General features: G+C 74.2%; 9 protein-coding genes. 5 read left to right on the top strand and 4 right to left on the bottom strand.

Annotation, left to right across the window (positions count from 1 at the left end; genetic code table 11):
* Positions 1–48: 48 nt before the first annotated feature.
* Together ABZX75_RS08890 and serC are read right to left on the bottom strand one after the other, a co-directional pair.
* Complete coding sequence (locus ABZX75_RS08890) at positions 49–3,270, bottom strand: molecular chaperone Hsp90 (protein ID WP_355409341.1); 3,222 nt, start codon at positions 3,268–3,270, stop codon at positions 49–51.
* A 258-nt stretch (positions 3,271–3,528) separates the two neighbouring features.
* Entirely contained in the window at positions 3,529–4,647 is a 1,119-nt protein-coding gene (gene serC / locus ABZX75_RS08885) for a phosphoserine transaminase (RefSeq protein ID WP_355409339.1), read from the bottom strand.
* A gap of 123 nt (positions 4,648–4,770) precedes the next feature.
* On the opposite strand from serC, the gene ABZX75_RS08880 reads away from it, so the two are divergent.
* Complete coding sequence (locus ABZX75_RS08880) at positions 4,771–5,790, top strand: EamA family transporter (RefSeq protein WP_355409337.1); 1,020 nt, start codon at positions 4,771–4,773, stop codon at positions 5,788–5,790.
* Between the two features lie 96 nt (positions 5,791–5,886).
* Here ABZX75_RS08880 and ABZX75_RS08875 read toward each other — a convergent pair whose 3' ends face one another.
* On the bottom strand, positions 5,887–6,936 hold the full coding sequence (locus ABZX75_RS08875; RefSeq protein WP_355409335.1) for a WYL domain-containing protein: 1,050 nt from the start codon (positions 6,934–6,936) through the stop codon (positions 5,887–5,889).
* A gap of 70 nt (positions 6,937–7,006) precedes the next feature.
* Here ABZX75_RS08875 and ABZX75_RS08870 point away from each other — a divergent pair, with 70 nt between their 5' ends.
* Positions 7,007–7,465 carry a hypothetical protein gene (locus ABZX75_RS08870; protein ID WP_355409333.1) on the top strand — a complete coding sequence of 153 codons (459 nt, stop codon included), beginning with the start codon at positions 7,007–7,009 and terminating at the stop codon, positions 7,463–7,465.
* Positions 7,466–7,567: 102 nt separating this feature from the next.
* Here the strand turns inward: ABZX75_RS08870 and ABZX75_RS08865 are convergent, their stop codons facing one another.
* Positions 7,568–9,223 (bottom strand): CocE/NonD family hydrolase, encoded by a 1,656-nt coding sequence (locus ABZX75_RS08865; RefSeq protein WP_355409331.1) that lies wholly within the window; start codon positions 9,221–9,223, stop codon positions 7,568–7,570.
* A gap of 382 nt (positions 9,224–9,605) precedes the next feature.
* Between ABZX75_RS08865 and ABZX75_RS08860 the strand changes: the two genes are divergently transcribed.
* From ABZX75_RS08860 to ABZX75_RS08850, 3 genes are read left to right on the top strand one after another with little or no spacing between them, the layout of a single operon-like run.
* Complete coding sequence (locus ABZX75_RS08860) at positions 9,606–10,490, top strand: TIGR03084 family metal-binding protein (RefSeq protein ID WP_355409329.1); 885 nt, start codon at positions 9,606–9,608, stop codon at positions 10,488–10,490.
* Positions 10,487–12,526, top strand: a complete 2,040-nt coding sequence (locus ABZX75_RS08855) for an acyclic terpene utilization AtuA family protein (protein WP_355409327.1) — start codon at positions 10,487–10,489, stop codon at positions 12,524–12,526. The genes ABZX75_RS08860 and ABZX75_RS08855 overlap by 4 nt, the downstream gene beginning before the upstream one ends.
* Positions 12,523–14,121, top strand: coding sequence for a carboxyl transferase domain-containing protein (locus ABZX75_RS08850; RefSeq protein WP_355409325.1), 1,599 nt, complete (start codon positions 12,523–12,525; stop codon positions 14,119–14,121). Before ABZX75_RS08855 ends, ABZX75_RS08850 begins: the two co-directional genes overlap by 4 nt.
* Positions 14,122–14,128: the final 7 nt, after the last annotated feature.

The raw sequence follows: 14,128 nt of genomic DNA, 5'->3' as shown, positions 1-14,128 counted from the left end.
GGCCCGGCCGCCGAGGCGACGTCGGTATCCGGGGCGGCTGCCGGACTGTCAGTCGAACCAGCGGTCCCGGGCCAGTTCCGCCGTACGGGACGGGTCCTCCAGGAGGGCCGCCACCTCGAAGCGGCGGGGCCACTGGCCCGCCGACCAGGCCAGGCCCGCCGCCACGCCCTCCAGGGTGGACGCGTGGAGCGTGCCGTCGGGGGTGCGGCGCCAGTCCAGTTCGGTGCCGCCGGCGATCAGTTCCTCGTGCTCGATGTACACGGTCGGGGTCGCGGGGCCGAGCAGCAGGAGCACGGATTCCGGGACCTCGTGCTCCTCGCCCGGCGTGGTGACCTCCGCCGGGACCGTCTCCGAGAGCCGGCGGACCTGGAGCAGCTCCGCGAGGTCCGCCGCGCGGAACGGCGTGACCGGCAGCAGGGGCAGGCCCTCGGTGAGGGGGAGCAGGTCCGGGGCGTCGGCGATGACCGCGTCGGCCGCGTCCACCACGCGGACCTCGCCGTCCACCACCGCGCGCAGGTCGTCCGGGAGGGTGACCTGCTCGGGATCCAGGTCCGCCAGGGCGCCGTACAGGCCGTGCAGCTGGCGGTCGGTCACCTCGCGGTCCGGGTCGGCGAGGCGGGCCAGGAGCTCGGCGGCGCCGCCGGGCTCGTCCAGCAGGGCCCGCACGGTGGTCCGTACGCCCAGGGCCCGCAGGACCTGCTCGTCCTCGAAGCCCGTGGCGTCCGCCGAGGTGTAGAGGCCCTCCAGCAGCGGGTCTCCGCCCGCCGCGCGCAGGCCCGCCGGGCGGCGGCCGTCGAGGACCGGGTGATCGCGCAGCCACCAGGCGGTGTAGGGGCGCACCGACCGGGTGGTGCCGTCCGGGAGGAGGACGCGTACGGGCTGGGTCAGCGCGTCGCGCAGCGGCGGCTGCGCCAGCATGGCCAGCGCCTGCGGCCAGCAGTCGTCGTCGACCAGGTCGAGGTCGCGGACGGCGACGATCTCGGTCGCCACCGGCGGGACGGGGGTGTGCGGCAGCTGGTCGAGGAGGTCTTCGCACCACACGTCCACCGCGTCCAGCAGGCCCACGTCGTCCGGCTCGGCGAAGTCCCCTTCGCGGGGCTCCAGTTCGTCCGGGTCCAGGACGACGTCCGTGGCGCGGACGAGCTGGAAGGCGGCCAGGACCCCGCAGGCCGTCAGCGGGCCCGCACCCCACTTCTCCACCAGCCGCGCGTCGCAGTACGGGACTTCGTCCTCGCGGATGACCGAGGCGAGCGGCGATCCCGGCAGGAGCAGTTCGCCCGCCGGGGTCGGCTCGCCGTCCTCGTCCGGGAGGGCCAGCGCGCCCAGCCAGGGCTCGTCACCAGGGGCCAGATCGGCGTCCCGGACCAGGCCCAGGACCACATCCGCCAGCTCGTCGGCGTCGAGCGCGTCCTCGTCCCAGATCTCCCCGGCGTCCAGGGAGGCCGCGACGGCCGCCCGCACCTGCGGGGTCGTCAGCACGGCACGCGGTGTGGCGGGCAGGGCTCCGAGCTTCTCCAGCAGCGGGTGCGCCGCGTCGGGATGGGCCACCTTCAGGCCGAGCCGGGCCAGGTCGGTCGGGGTGTCCGCGTCCGGCAGCAGCAGGTGGCGGGGGCCGATGGCGGTGCGGCCGTCGGCCAGCGGCACGGGCAGCCCGGACAGCCGGTCGGGGTCCACCCCGGCCAGGCTGTCGTAGAGGCGGTGCCACCAGTCGGGGGTCCGTTCGATGCCGGCGATCCGCTCGATGGCATCGCCCAGCGGGAGCCGGCCGACGCCCAGCGTGCGCAGCTCGGGGCGGCGCTCCAGGCCCGCCGGGAGGAGGGTGGGCAGGACTTCGGCGAGGACCTGTACGGTCTCGGCGCCCGCGCCCTCCACCACCTCGGCCTCGAAGGGGCGCAGGGCGGCACGCTCCTCGGCGTGCTCGGGGGGCGCGGCGGGGGCGAGGAAGGCCGTACGGGGCAGCCGCCGCAGCACGGCCGCGCGCAGGGCGCCGTCCAGCTCGCCCTTGCCGAGCGGTCCGGGCACCAGGTCCACGAGCGCGGTGCTCACCGGGTCCCAGGCGCCGAGGAGTTCGGCGTACGCGTCGGCCGCGCGCTCCACGAGGAAGTCGGTCAGCGGTCCGGGCGCGGGGTGCCGGCGGGTGGTGTCCAGCGGCAGGGTCGCGATGAGCAGCGCGGGGATGCCCAGCGGCTCGTCGGTGGGGGTCGGCGCGTGCACGACGGGCGCGGTGGCCGGGTAGAGCGGGGCGCCCTCGATGTCGACGGGCACGGCCCAGGACACCGACCAGAAGGGCCGCAGCCGTTCCTCGACGGGCCGGTCGGCGAGCAGCGCCCGCTCGATGGCGCCGCCGTGGCGGACGGTGCGCCAGCGCTTGGTCCCCGTCAGGGAGTCCTCGATGACGGTGTACGAGCCCTCGTCGTGGCGGCGCAGGGTGCGGGTGGCGCCGGCCGGGGTGTCCACCACGACCTCGTGCAGCCCGGGGAGGGTGAGGAGCAGGGCGTCGTCGATGCCGGCCAGCAGCCGCTCGACCAGGTCCTCGGCGAGGGCGTCGCGCAGCGGGAGCACGACGACGGTGTCGTAGCCCTCGGGCGCGGAGCCCTCGGCGGGCAGGGGCAGGCGCAGCAGCGGGACGTGGCCGTCGCGGCGGCGCAGTTCGTCGCCGAGGCCGGGGCTGCCGACCGCGGCGCCCCGGGCGAGCTCGCGGGCCTCGGCGAGGGACCAGCGCACCCCGCCGTGGCGGCCCAGTACGGCGGGCTCGTCGGACACGGCGAGGACGGCCGCGAAGCCGACGCCGAAGCGGCCGACGCTCTCCCAGGCGGGCTGCCCCGAGGCTGCTCCGACTCCGACTCCGGCTCCGGTTCCGGGCGCTCCGGCTTCAAAACCCGCTCCCGCTCCCGCTCCCGCTGCGGCTCCGGCCGTCGCGTCGCCGCGCTTCGCGGAGGCGCGCAGGGTGCTCAGCGACTCCACGCCCGTCGCATCCAGCGGGGCGCCGGTGTTCGCGACGGCCAGTACCCCGTGCCCGCCCTCGCCCGGGTGCAGCGTCAGCCGCAACCGGCCCGGCACGCCGGCCCGGGCCGCGGCGTCGGCGGCGTTCTGCGCCAGTTCGACGACGAGCCGGTCCCGGTAGCCGCCGAGCGCCAGGTCCTCCTCGGCGTTGGCGTCCTCGCGGAAACGGGCGGGGCCCGCGCCCCAGGCGTCGAGCACCCCGCGTCGCAGCCGGGCCGTGCCGAAGGGGTCCACGCCGCTCTCGGCCGCCGTCACTCGCACGCTCACGCCGCTGCCTCCAAGATTTCTTGCCTAGGCCATGAAGGTATCGCGTACACCCCCTACCGCTTGCCCGTGCGGTGGGCGAACACCACGGGGTCGGCATCCGGGTGGTGGTCCGCGGTGAGGTCGCCACCGCGGGTGATCAGGCGGGGACCACCCGTTCCGCCCGTGTCCCCGTCGCCTTCCCCGTCGCCTTCCCGGCCGGGGAGGCGACGGCGAAGCCCCCGGCGACCCGAGGTCGCCGGGGGCTTCGTCCGCCGGGTCCTAGAGCTCGCCGATCACGTAGTCGATGCACGCGGTCAGCGCCTGCACGTCCGCCGGGTCGATCGCCGGGAACATCGCGACACGGAGCTGGTTGCGGCCGAGCTTGCGGTACGGCTCCGTGTCCACGATGCCGTTGGCGCGCAGCACCTTGGCGACGGCCGCCGCGTCGATGTCGTCCGAGAAGTCGATCGTGCCGATGACGGCGGAGCGCTTGTCGGCGTCCACGACGAACGGGCTGGCGTACTTCGACGCCTCGGCCCAGCCGTACAGGTTGCGCGCGCTGGCCGACGTACGGCCGGTCGTGAACTCCAGCCCGCCCTGGCTGTTCATCCACTGGAGCTGCTCGTTCAGCAGGAAGAGGGTGGCCAGCGCCGGGGTGTTGTACGTCTGGTTCTTGAGCGAGTTGTCGATCGCCGTCGGCAGCGAGAAGAACTCCGGGACGTGCCGGCCGGAGGCGTGCACGCGCTGCGCACGCTCCAGGGCGGCCGGGGAGAACGCGGCCAGCCACAGGCCGCCGTCCGAGGCGAAGGACTTCTGCGGAGCGAAGTAGTAGACGTCCGTCTCGGTGATGTCCACCGGCAGGCCGCCGGCGCCCGAGGTCGCGTCCACCAGGACGAGGGACCCGGCGTCGGCGCCCGCGACGCGCTTCAGCGGCGCCGCGACACCCGTCGAGGTCTCGTTGTGGGTGTACGCGTACACGTCCACGCCCGCCTCGGCCCGCGGCTCCGGGTGCGTGCCCGGCTCGGAGGAGATCACGGTCGGTGCGTCCAGCCACGGCGCGAGCTTCGCGGCCGTGGCGAACTTGGAGGAGAACTCGCCGAAGGCGAGGTGCTGGGACTTCCGCTCGATCAGTCCGTGGGTCGCGATGTCCCAGAAGGCGGTGGAGCCGCCGTTGCCCAGGATCACCTCGTAGCCCTCGGGAAGGGAGAAGAGGTCCCGGATGCCCTGACGCACCGAGCCGACCAGGTTCTTGACCGGGGCCTGGCGGTGTGAGGTTCCGAGCAGGGAGGTTCCGGTGGCGGCGAGGGCGTCCAGCGCCTCGGTCCGCACCTTGGAGGGGCCCGCGCCGAAGCGTCCGTCGGCGGGCTTGATGTCAGCGGGAATCTGGATCTCAGCCACGGGCGGAGCGTATCGGTTCCAGGTGGGGGGAACGGTGGCGCGTCCACCGGATGAGACACGGTCTGTGCGGCGTGTAAGGCAGGACACGCATCGGCACTCCTTACGTGCGCTTAGTCTGGATAAATGACCGCCCCCTCGCCCTCCTCGCCCACCTCGCTTCCTTCGGCCACCGTGCCGTCGTCCACCGCTCCGTCCGCCGCGTCGTCCACCGCTCCGATCCCCGGCACTGAGGGGCGCGGTGCGGGGCGGTTCGGTGCGGTGCGGTCCGGTGCCGGGCGGTTCGGGGCCGGGCGGTTCGGTCCCGTCGCACTGGTGATCTCGGCGGGGATCTCGGTGCAGTTCGGTGCCGCCCTCGCGGTCGTGATCATGCCGCGAGCGGGCGCGGCGGGCGTCGTCACCCTGCGCCTCGCGGCCGCCGCGATCGTGCTGCTGCTCCTGTGCCGCCCGAAGGTGCGGGGCTACTCCCGCGCGGACTGGGGCACGGTGCTCGTTTTCGGCGTGACCATGGCCGGGATGAACGGCCTCTTCTACCAGGCCGTGGACCGGATCCCGCTCGGGCCGGCCGTCACCCTGGAGGTCCTCGGACCGCTCGCCTTGTCGGTGATCGTCTCGCGGCGCCTGGTGAACCTGCTCTGGGCGGGGCTCGCCCTGGCCGGCGTGGTCCTGCTGTCCGGCCACGGCGGTGGTTCCGGCTTCGGCTCCCTCGACCCGGCGGGCGCCGCCTTCGCGCTCGGAGCGGGCGTGATGTGGGCCGCGTACATCGTGTACAGCGCGCGTACGGGCCGCCGCTTCCCGCAGGCGGACGGCCTGGCGCTGGCGATGGCGGTGGCCGCGGTCCTCTCCCTCCCGCTGGGCATCGTCGAAGCCGGCTCCGACCTGCTGGTCCCGAGCACCCTCGCGCTGGGCGTGGGCGTGGCCGTACTGTCCTCCGTGCTCCCGTACACCCTGGAGCTGCTGGCGCTGCGCCGGCTTCCCGCCCCGACCTTCGCGATCCTGATGAGCCTCGAACCCGCCATCGCGGCCACCGCGGGCTTCCTCGTCCTCAACCAGGCCCTGTCCGCCCTGGACGCGCTGGCCATCGCCTTGGTGATCGCGGCCAGCATGGGTGCGGTCCGCTCCCAGATCCGGAAGCAGCCCGCCTGACGCCGGGGGCGGCGGTCCAGGTCTTGGGGAGCGTCCGCGGGGAGCGCGGCTCGCCCGTCGGCGCCCGGGCCGTGGCAACGGGGAGGCCGGCCGGGCTCAGGCGTAGCGGGCCGTCATGGCCGTCAGCGCGGTCCTGATGGCGGCCCGCAGGGCCGGCGGGGCCAGCACCTCCGCCTCCGGGCCCAGGGCGAGGAACTGGGCCTGCGCGTGCTGCGCCGACTCGATCGGCAGCACGGCCCGCGTCCATCCCGGGAGCTCGGCGTCCGGTGTGCCGGTGGCCGTCAGGGCGCGGGCCTGGACGCCCGTCAGCCGGGCCGCGCCCCGCGCGGAGAGGCGTACCACCGCCTCCTCCGGGTGGAGCCGCGCATGGAAGTCGGCCTGCGTCCGCCGCCAGTGCGCGCCCAGGTCGAAGCCGTCCGGCAGCTCGAACTCCTCGGTGGTCTCCGTGACTCCGAGGATCTGGTCCACCCGGTACGTCAGCGGCCCGGCGGCTCCGGCCGACCCGGCGGCTCCGGTCTCCCCGGCGGCTCCGGTCTCCCCGGCGGCTCCGGTCTCCCCGGCGGCCCCGGCCGACCCGGCGGGGCCCGCCACCAGGTACCAGCGCCCGGCCTTCAGGACGAGGCCGTACGGAGCGAGGCGCCGTTCCACCTCCCGCGGTTCCTTCCACCGCCGGTAGCCGATCTCGATCACCCGCCCCCGCCACACCGCGTCGGCGACCTGCGCGAGGTACGGGGTCTCCTCGTGCTCCGCGTACCACCCGGGCGCGTCCAGGTGGAAGCGCAGCCGCATCCGGTCCGCCTGTGCCCGCAGTTCCGCGGGCAGGGCGGCGCGCAGCTTCAGCTGGGCCGTCGACAGGGCCCGGCCGAGGCCGAGTTCCGCCGCCGGTCCCGGCATGCCGGTCAGGAACAGCGCCTCCGCCTCACCCGAGCTGAGCCCGGTGAGCCGGGTCCGGTACCCGGCGAGCAGCTGGTAGCCCCCGCTGTGCCCGGCGTCCCCGTACAGCGGCACGCCCGCCGCGGTCAGCGCCTCCGCATCGCGGTAGACGGTGCGTACGGACACCTCCAGCTCTTGCGCGAGCTCGGCGGCGGTCATCCGCCCCCGGGTCTGGAGCAGCAGGAGGATCGAGAGCAGTCGGCTGGACTTCACTGACACAGGATGTCAGTGAGGCGCCCCTACGGTTCCCTCGTATCGCCACACGGCCAAGGGAGCACACCGCATGAACGACTTCGACTTCCTCGTCGGCAGTTGGGACGTCGCCAACCGCTGGCGCACCGACTTCCTCGACGCCGAGAGCGAGTGGGAGGAGTTTCCGGCGGTGTCGTGCGCCTCCCGGCACTTCGACGGCGGCGCCAGCTTCGACGAGGTGGAGTTCCCGACGAAGGGCTTCGCCGGGCTCACCCTGCGCCTGTACGACCGTGAGCGCGAGCAGTGGTCGCTCTCCTGGGCGAGCCGCCGTACCGGCACCCTCTTCCCGCCCGTCGTCGGCCGCTTCGAGGGCGGCCGGGGTGTCTTCGAGGGCGAGGACACGCACGACGGGAAGGCGGTGCGCGTGCGCTACGTGTGGTCGGGGACGCAGACCCGGTCTCCGCGCTGGGAGCAGTTCTTCTCACTGGACGAGGGCGGGAGCTGGCTCCACAACTGGACGATGGACTTCACCTGTCGTCCACAGCACTAGGTCCTGTCCGCCTGTCCGCCCGGACAGGACCTGGGACGGGTAGGTACGCCCGCACCGGCCGGCCACGGGGGGCCGGCCGGTGCGGGCGTACCCGTCCCGTCCCTATCCCAGGGGCAGGTCCAGATACGACGGCGTCGGCTCCGGCGAGGTGAAGGCCAGCGTGGCGCGCGGCAGGTTGGCGTCCCCGTAGAACGGGTCGCGGGCGTCGATCACCAGCATCAGCCGGTGCCCGCGCGGCACGTCGTACGCCGCGGCCTGGAGTTCGATGTCCGCGCTGATCAAGCTGTCGGGCGGCGAGTCGAGGTCGGTGTACGGGGCGTGCGTGACGAGGTGGGCCGTGCCGTCGGGCGCCGCGTCGAGGAGGTACGCCACGAAGGCCGAGCCCGGGTTAGGGGCCCGGTAGGTGACGCGGAGCCTGGGCGTGCCCCGCAGCCGGGTGACCTCCTGCGCCGGGGCCGCCGTCCAGACGGCGGCGACGGTGCGGTCGATGTCGTCGGTCGGGTAGATCTTCGGGCGGCCGGCGATCTCCTGGTAGCCGGAGGTGACGACCGCGTCGGCGACGGTCGCCGGGGTGTCCACCCCGCACAGCACGTTCGACGTCCAGCCGGCCTCCGGCTCCTCGGTCAGCTCGCCGCCGCTCGCGAGGTGCAGCCGGCGTACCTCCTCCGTGAGGGAGGGCCAGGTGGGACGGGGTTCCAAGGTCTTGCTCCACATGACCTCGCTGACCACCTGCCCCTCGGCGCCGATGCCGTTGTCGATCCCCTTGAGGTGGTGGTCGAACCAGCGGTGGGCGTCCGTCCAGATCCGGTTGGGCAGGCCCACCATGCCGGCTGCCTCGGGGCCGGAGTGGTCGCCGATGGAGAAGGCGAGCCGCTTGGGACCGGTGAGTTCGTTGAACATCTTCAGGGTCTGGTTGCCCGGGAAGAGCGTCTCGTGCCAGGCGTGCGAGAAGAAGACCGGCACCTGGCGGCCGTTGAGCTCCTTGATGTGGGTGAAGGGCGAGCGCGCCTCCGCCCAGCGCAGGGTCTCCGCGATGTCGCGGTTGGCGAGCACGTTGTCGAAGATGCCCTGGGTCTGCTCGCTCAGCCGCGCCTTCTCGGCCGCTTTCAGCAGCGCCCGTACGGCCGCGACGTGGCGGGTGGAGTTCTCGTAGAAGGCCTCCCCGAGGTCGCCCCAGCTGCTGAGGGCGACCACGGCGTCGACGCGGGGGTCGTGCGCGGCCGCTAGCTGGCTGATGCCGGAGCCGTACGAGTCCCCGAGGAAGCCGATCTTCGTCACCGGGCCGGCGGTGCGCTCGATGAGGTGATCCAGGGCCAGGCGGGCGTCGGCGACGTCGAGCGGGCCCGCCACGTCGACCTGGCCTTGGGAGCCGGCGAAGCCGCGGGTCGTGTAGGCGAGGACGTTGTAGCCGCGGGCCGCGAAGAGGGTGGCCTGGACGGCGTACGCGAGCCAGCCGAGGTTGGTCCACGGCGAGGGCATCACGATGGCCGGCCGCGGCTCGGCCCCGGTGTGCCGCCAGAGCGCGGCGGCGAGCAGGTCCCCGCCGTCGCCGGTCACCTTGAGGCGGCTGAAGACGGCGACGGAGCGGGCCTCGGCGACCTCGGCGGCGCGGGCGGGGGCGAGGCCGGTGACGTCGCCGCTCTCCAGGGCGGTGACGAAGGCGGTGAGGGCGTTCGCGTCGAGCTCGGGGTAGAGGGAGAAGGGGGGAGCGGCGGAGGGCGAGGTGGAGGTGGAGGGGCGGTCGGCAGCTGGAGTCACGTCGGTTCAACCTCTTCGTCGTCGGCGTGGTCGAGACAGGGGGTGTGGACGTGGTGCGCGCCGCGTCCGGGCCCGGAGCGGAATGTCGTGGAATGTTCAGCGGAGTGTTCAGCGGCATGCTCAGCCGAGTACTCAGTATCGACGGGACATCGGTGACGTATCGCGAGTTTCCGGCTTACGGCCTGAATCGCCCCTCGGTGTCCGGTGCTCCGGGCGGTCCCGTACCGGCGGCCGTCAGCGGGTCCGTGAAATCCCTTACCGGGAGGGATGGTTGACGCTGGTGGCGGGAACGCGCCGCCTGCCCTTTGAACCATGCAAGCGTGCTTGATTGTTTTACCGGAGGCTGCCACTCTTCCCCTCACGCCGAGAGGGGAGCCGTACCGTGCTCGATCCGTCCGCTGTCTCCGTCTTCGCCGATCTGCGTGAGGAGGGGCAGGAACTCGATGCCCTGGTACGGGAATTGCCCGCGCCGACTTGGGCCCTGGCCACCCCCGCGCCCGGTTGGACGGTCGCCCACCAGATCGCCCACCTGCACTGGACCGACCGGGCCACGCTGCTCTCGCTCACCGACGCCACCGGCTTCGGCCGCATGGTCGAGGAGGCTCTGAAGGCGCCCGACTCCTTCGTCGACGAGGGCGCGGAGGAGGGCGCGGCGCTGGCGCCCGCCGAGCTGCTGGACCGCTGGCGCGCCGGGCGGGCCGCTCTCGACGAGGCGCTCGCCGGGGCCTCGCCCGACACCCGCTTCCCCTGGTACGGGCCGCCGATGAAGGCCGCCTCGATGGCGAGCGCCCGCCTCATGGAGACCTGGGCGCACGGCCAGGACGTCGCCGACGCGCTCGGCGTACGCCGCACGCCGACCGCGCGGCTGCGGCACGTGGCCCGGATCGGCGTACGGGCCCGCGACTACGCCTACGCCGTACGCGGACTGCCCGCCCCGGCCGAGGAGTTCCGGGTCGAACTGACCGCGCCCGACGGTGCGGACGCATGGACGTACGGTCCCGCGCAGGCTCCGCAGCGGATCACGGGCCCGGCGCTCGACTTCTGCCTCCTGGTGACGCAGCGGGCCCACCGGGCGGACCTGGCCCTGAGCGCCACCGGCCCCGATGCGGACCGCTGGCTGGACATCGCCCAGGCCTTCGCGGGCCCGGCCGGCCCGGGCCGCGCGCCGAGGCCTGAGGCGGCGCCTGAGGCGGCGCCTGAGGCGACACCTGAGCCGCCACCGACGCCGAATCCGACGCCGAATCCGGCGGCGGAGACCGGCCGATGAGCCGGTCCCCGGTGCCCGGCCGCCGCCGCCCCCTGCGCATCGGCAATGCCTCCGGCTTCTACGGGGACCGCTTCAGCGCCCTGCGCGAGATGCTGACCGGCGGCCCGCTGGACGTGGTGACCGGGGACTACCTGGCCGAGCTGACCATGCTGATCCTCGGCCGCGACCGCCTGAAGAACCCGGACCTCGGCTACGCCAAGACCTTCCTGCGCCAGCTGGAGGACGGGCTCGGGCTCGCGCACGAGCGGGGCGTACGGATCGTCGCCAACGCGGGCGGCCTCAACCCGGCCGGACTCGCCGCCGCCGTCCGCGCCCTGGCGGGCGAGGTGGGCATCCCGGTCTCCGTCGCCCACGTCGAGGGCGACGACCTGATGCCGTACGGGGACGATGCCCTGACGGCCAACGCCTACCTCGGCGGCGCCGGGATCACCGCCTGCCTGCGGGCGGGCGCGGACGTGGTCGTGACCGGGCGGGTCACGGACGCGGCGCTGGTCAGCGGCCCGGCCGCCTGGTGGTTCGACTGGGCGCCCGACGACTACGACCGGCTGGCGGGAGCGGTGGTCGCCGGCCACGTCCTGGAATGCGGCACGCAGGCCACCGGAGGCAACTACGCCTTCTTCACCGCGCACGACGTCCGCCGCCCGGGCTTCCCCCTCGCCGAGGTCTCCGAGGACGGATCATCCGTGATCACGAAGCACCCGGGCACGGGCGGAGCCGTCACCACCGGCACCGTCACCGCCCAACTCCTCTACGAGACCCAGGGCGTGCGCTACCTCGGCCCGGACGTGACCGCCCGCCTCGACACGATCCGCCTGGAGGAGTCGGGCCCCGATCGCGTGCGCATCACGGGAGTCGAGGGCGAGCCCCCGCCGTCCACCCTCAAGGTCGGCATCACCCGCATCGGCGGCTGGCGCAACGAGGTGGTCTTCGTCCTGCCCGGCCTGGACATCGAGGCGAAGGCGGATCTGGTCCGGGCCCAACTGGCCGACGTCCTGGCGGGGGTGGCCGAGTCCGCCTGGACCCTGTCGCGCACCGACCACGAGGACGCCCCGACGGAGGAGACGGCCAGTGCCCTCCTGCGCCTGGTGGTCCGCGACCCGTCCCCGGAACCCGTCGGCCGCGCCCTGACCTCGGCGGCCATCGAACTGGCCCTGGGCAGCTACCCGGGCTTCCACGTCACCTCCCCACCCGCCCCGGCCCAGCCGTACGGAATCTTCACCCCGGCCTCCGTCCCCTCCCGCTCGGCCCCCCACACGGCAGTCCTCCCGGACTCCTCCCGCCTCCCGATCCCCCCGCCCACCGCCCCCACCCGGCCCCCTTCCCCTCCGCCGCCCCCGGCCCCACTGGCCCGGCCCGCCACCCACTCGTTCCCGCCGGCGGGGCCCGGCGCGCCTCCAGCCTCGCCAGGAGGCACCCCCGGGCGGAGTGCGGGGGAGCGCGAGACGAGGCGGTCCGGGGCGGAGCCGGCCCCCGCGGCGGAGCCGCACGGGGGTACCGGGGGCAGGGGCGGGGCGGGGGAGCGCCCCGCAAGGCCCACCACACGCGCCCCCTTGGGCGCACTGGTCGGGGCCCGCAGCGGGGACAAGGGCGGTGACGCGAATGTCGGAGTCTGGGCCGAGTCCGACGCCGCCTGGTACTGGCTCCAGGACGTCCTCACCGTGGACGTGTTCAAGGCACTGCTCCCGGAGACCCGGCCGCACGCGGTGGTCCGGCACGTCCTGCCCAACCTCCGCGCCCTGAACTTCACCGTCACCGGCATCCTCGGCGACGGCGTGGCCTCCGGCCACCGCTTCGATCCCCAGGCCAAGGCCCTCGGCGAGTGGCTGCGCGCCCGCCACCTCGACATCCCGGCCGACCTCCTCCCACCCCCGCCCCGTCCCTCGGGCACTGGCCCGGCCCCGGCTCCGCCGCCCGCTGTGGCGGCCCAGGTCGAGGCCCGCCCCTGGGGCCCAGGCCCGGCCCCGGTTCCGCCCGCCGCCGAGGCGCCGGCGCCGGCCCCCACGACCGCAACCCCACCGGAGGTGACCCGCCCATGACCCGCCTCGCCACCACCGTCGACCCCCTCGCCCCGGACCACCTCGCCGCCCGCGCCGCCGCCCTCGAACGCCTCGCCGCCCTCGACGCCGAGCACGCCAAGGCCCTCGAAGGCGGCGGCGAGAAGTACACCGCCCGCCACCGCACCCGCGGCAAACTCCTGGCCCGCGAACGCATCGAGCTGCTCCTCGACCCGGACACCCCCTTCCTGGAGCTGTCCCCGCTCGCGGCCTGGGGCAGCGACTACCCCGTCGGCGCCTCGATGGTCACCGGCATCGGCACGGTCGAGGGCGTCGAATGCCTCGTCACCGCCAACGACCCCACCGTCCGCGGCGGCGCCAGCAACCCCTGGACCCTGAAGAAGGCCCTGCGGGCCAACGAGATCGCCCGGCAGAACCGCCTGCCCTGCATCAGCCTCGTCGAGTCCGGCGGCGCCGACCTCCCCTCCCAGAAGGAGATCTTCATCCCGGGCGGCGCGATCTTCCGCGACATCACCCGGCTCTCGGCCGACGGCATCCCGACCATCGCCGTCGTCTTCGGCAACTCCACCGCCGGAGGCGCGTACATCCCCGGCATGTCCGACCACACCATCATGATCAAGGACCGTTCCAAGGTGTTCCTCGGCGGTCCGCCCCTCGTCAAGATGGCCACGGGCGAGGAGAGCGACGACGAGTCCCTCGGCGGTGCCGACATGCACGCCCGTACCTCCGGGCTCGCCGACTACTACGCCCTCGACGAGCCCGACGCGATCCGCCGGGCCCGCCGCGTCGTGGCCCGCCTGGGCCACCGAAGGGCGCAGCCACATCCACCCCGGGCCGAGGAGCCGACGTACGACCCCGAGGAGCTCCTCGGCATCGTCCCGGCCGACCTCAAGACGCCCTTCGATCCTCGCGAGATCATCGCCCGCATCGTCGACGCCTCCGACTTCGACGAGTTCAAGCCCCTCTACGGCACCAGCCTGGTCACCGGCTGGGCCACGCTCCACGGCTACCCGGTGGGCATCCTCGCCAACGCCCAGGGCGTGCTGTTCAGCGCCGAGTCGCAGAAGGCCGCGCAGTTCATCCAGCTCGCCAACCAGCGGGACATCCCGCTCCTCTTCCTTCACAACACCACCGGCTACATGGTGGGCAAGGAGTACGAGCAGGGCGGCATCATCAAGCACGGCTCGATGATGATCAACGCGGTCTCCAACTCCCGCGTCCCCCACCTCTCCGTCCTCATCGGAGCCTCCTACGGAGCCGGCCACTACGGCATGTGCGGCCGCGCCTTCGAGCCCCGCTTCCTCTTCGCCTGGCCCGGCGCCAAGTCCGCCGTCATGGGACCCCAGCAGCTCGCCGGCGTGCTCTCCATCGTGTCGCGGCAGTCCGCCGCCGCGAAGGGGCAGGCGTACGACGAGGAGGCCGACGCCGGGATGAGGGCCTTCGTGGAGGCGCAGATCGAGTCGGAGTCCCTGCCGATGTTCCTGTCCGGGCGGCTGTACGACGACGGGGTCATCGACCCGCGCGACACCCGCACCATCCTCGGCCTGTGCCTGTCGGCCGTCCACAACGCCCCCGTCGAGGGCGCCCGCGGCGGCTTCGGCGTCTTCCGGATGTGAGCCCGCA

Source organism: Streptomyces sp. NPDC003038 (assembly GCF_040611115.1).
GTDB lineage: Bacteria > Actinomycetota > Actinomycetes > Streptomycetales > Streptomycetaceae > Streptomyces.
The sequence above is the reverse complement of the archived record's forward strand: the minus strand, read 5'-3'. Positions and strand labels throughout refer to the sequence as shown.